Origin of the sequence: Streptomyces sp. SID11385, from assembly GCF_010548245.1 — a bacterium.
Taxonomy (GTDB): Bacteria; Actinomycetota; Actinomycetes; order Streptomycetales; family Streptomycetaceae; genus Streptomyces.
In genome coordinates, this window is the sequence record NZ_JAAGLR010000793.1 from 1 (window position 1) to 2749 (window position 2749).

Sequence of the window (2749 nt, forward strand, 5' to 3'; positions counted from 1 at the left end):
GACCCCGTCCGGGTCGCCCGCCGCCTCCGTCGCGCCCGTGCCGTCGCGCCGCTCCCGCTCCGGGCGCGGCTCCCGCCGTGCGCGCGTCTCAGGCCGCTGTGTACGCGGCTCCCGCTGTGTGCTCCACTCCCGCTCCGCGCTGCTCGTCGTCATGCCCCCACGGTCGCCCGGGCCGCCGCGGCGGCGGACGAGGTTCGCGGAAACGGGGACAAGGCGTGCCGTACGGGCGTACCGTGCCCTGTCACCCGGCATATGCCCGGCACGCGTGCCCGCTGCCGGCCCTCGTTGCCCCGCCGCCGGGCCGCGCGACCCACCCGGACGCGGGACGTCACCCCTCCTCGGGCTCCCCCTTGAGCAGATCGCGCCCGAACTCGATCATCTTCCGCGCGTAGTCCTCCGTCCACTGCGCCCGCTCGCCGATCGACGCCGCCGTGAGGCGGTCGAAGCGGCGCGGGTCGGCGAGTTGCGCGGCGGCGATGGCCTGGTACTCGATCGCGCGGTCCGTGGCGGCGCGGAAGGCGTGGCTCAGCTCGGTCGCCCGGTCCAGCAGCCGGCGCGGGTCCTCGATCGCCTCCAGGTCGAAGAAGTGCTCGGGATCGGCCGCGACCTCCTTCGGCTCGTGGAGCAGCGGCGCGGGACGCAGCCGCGGTCGCCGTTCGGGCTCCGCCATAGAAACTTCCTCCATCGCACACGTGGGGGCGGCACGGACCACCTCCGCACCACCCACCATTGTCCCCCGCCCCCGCAAGACCGGCCTTTGGCCTCCGCCGAGCCCACCGCGAGCGACGGCAAGCGCCCCCACGCCCGCCGCGCTCCTCACACCTCCACCCGATGCCGCCCCAACTCATGGAGCACCGCGTGATGCGCCTCCCACCCGTCCGGGAACCGCAGCTCGACCCCCAGCCGCACCGGCTCCGTCGAAGGGTGCGCGTCGAGCAGTTCGGCGACGCCCGCCCGGCACACCACGAGGCACGCGTGCCGGTGGCGCGAGGCGAGTACGCACAGGCGGCCCGTCTCCAGGTGGAAGGCGGTCGCGTCGGGGCGGCCCGAGAGCGGGTGCAGGACGACGGTCACGTCGTACTCGCGGCCCTGGAGCCGGTTCGCCGTGTCCACGGTGACGTCCGTGACGTCGAGCGCCGCAAGGGCTTCCCGGACCGCCGCCGCCTGGTCGCGGTGCGCCGTGCCGACCGCGATCCGGGCCGCCGTGAGCGGTACCGCGTCCTCGCCGGGCGAGACCGAGCTGCCCTCGCGGTCCAGGAGCCGCCGTACGAGACGGGCGATCGCGCCGACGGCCTCCGGGTCGGTGCGGGGCGTGAGCTTTGCGGGCAGTTCGAGCAGCCCCCAGCCGCTCGCCGCCGCCTCGTCGATCACGGCGTCGTACGGCGAGCCGTCGCCCGCCGCGGCGAAGCCGAGGTGCCGTTCGCCCGGGCCCGTACCGCTGCGGAAGGGCGTGTACGGGTAGAAGGCGGCGCTGACCAGCGGCGCGGCCGAGGCGGGCAGCCGCCAGGAGACCGGGAGGCGGTGCTGCGGCAGGTCGGGGTTGTGGGCGAGGAGGGCGGCGACGGCGGAGGCCGAGGGGTCGTGAGCGAGGCCCGCCCACTGGTCCGCGCCGACGAGCGCGAAGGGGTCGAGCTGCCCCGGGTCCCCGACGAAAAGGGCGCGCTCGAAGAGGCCCGCGACGGCGAGGAGCGCGTCCGAGCGCATCTGGTACGCCTCGTCGACGATCGCGTGCGGCCACGGCTCGACGTCCCGCACGTGCGCCCACTTCGCCGCCGTCGACACGACGACGGGCAACTCCGCGAGGTCCCCGGCCCGGCTCGACTTCACCACCTGCGGGAACGCGTCGAGCGCGGGGTCGTAGGCGTCCTGGTCGCTGCTGTGCAGGCGTCCCACGGGCAGCTCGGGGTCCTTCGCCACGAGCCGCAGCACGAGGTCGTCGACCTGCGCGTTCGTCTGCGCCACGATCATCAGCCGCCGCCCGGCCGCGACGAGTTCGCGCGCGGCGCGCACGACGAGCGTGGACTTGCCCGCGCCGGGCGGCGAGTCCACCACGACACCCCGGTGCGTCCCGTGCAGCGTGTCCGCGAGGATCGCGTCCGTCGCGCGCGCCGCCTCCGCCCCGGGATCGAAGACCTCGCCCGCCCCCGCCCCGGAGGTCTCGGTGTCCGTCACAGCACGTCCTCCTCGGTCACCGCGTCCGGCGTCTCGGCCACGGGCGCGCCGCCCGGCGGCCCCCCGTGCGTCCACGGCGTCGCCTCCGCGTCCGGCAGCCCGGGCCCGGGGCGCTGATCGTGCGGGAAGAGCGTGAAGCACAAGGTCTCCCCGGCGGCCGGTACGGAGCCCGCGTCCGGCTCCGCGCCGCGCCCCATCCGGTCCCGCACGGTGAGCAGCAGCGCCCCGTCCGCCGTGCGTCCCGTGAAGTCGGCGGTCTGCGGCTTGCCTTCGAGCACCCGGAACACCGGCGTCCGCTCGGCGAGTTGCGGCAGGTCCTCGGTGCGTACGGTGAGCACGGGCCGGGGCCGTGGCCTGCGCCCCTCGGTGTACGTCATCTCGACGGACTCGACGTACCCGTGGAACGCCTCGCCCGCGAGGCGCCGTTCGGCCATGACGAGCGGGTCGTCGAGCGCCTCCTGCGCGTCGAGCCGCGCCTGCTCGCGTTCGCGCGCCGCGAGTTTGCGCGCGGCGGTCACGGCGTCGTCGCGGCGCGGCTGCGGTGGCTCGCCCGCGGCGAGGCGGTCGCGGTGGCTCG

2 protein-coding genes and 1 pseudogene are annotated in these 2749 nt (G+C 76.1%); all 3 read right to left on the reverse strand.

All coding sequences use genetic code 11. The features are described 5' to 3' along the window. Window positions 1-328: 328 nt before the first annotated feature. Complete coding sequence (locus tag G3I42_RS24500; RefSeq protein ID WP_164289360.1) at window positions 329-670, reverse strand: hypothetical protein; 342 nt, start codon at window positions 668-670, stop codon at window positions 329-331. Window positions 671-816: 146 nt separating this feature from the next. After that, the gene (locus G3I42_RS24505; protein WP_164289362.1) at window positions 817-2172 is read right to left on the reverse strand and encodes an AAA domain-containing protein; all 1356 of its coding nucleotides are present in this window, start codon (window positions 2170-2172) and stop codon (window positions 817-819) included. Continuing rightward, window positions 2169-2749: pseudogene (locus G3I42_RS24510) on the reverse strand (hypothetical protein); the annotation flags it as partial. The pseudogene G3I42_RS24510 and the gene G3I42_RS24505, both read right to left, overlap by 4 nt.

Bases quoted from the DNA above. Each gene is read 5' to 3' on its own strand.
- G3I42_RS24500 (WP_164289360.1), bottom strand. From the start codon at position 670: ATGGCGGAGCCCGAACGGCGACCGCGGCTGCGTCCCGCGCCGCTGCTC.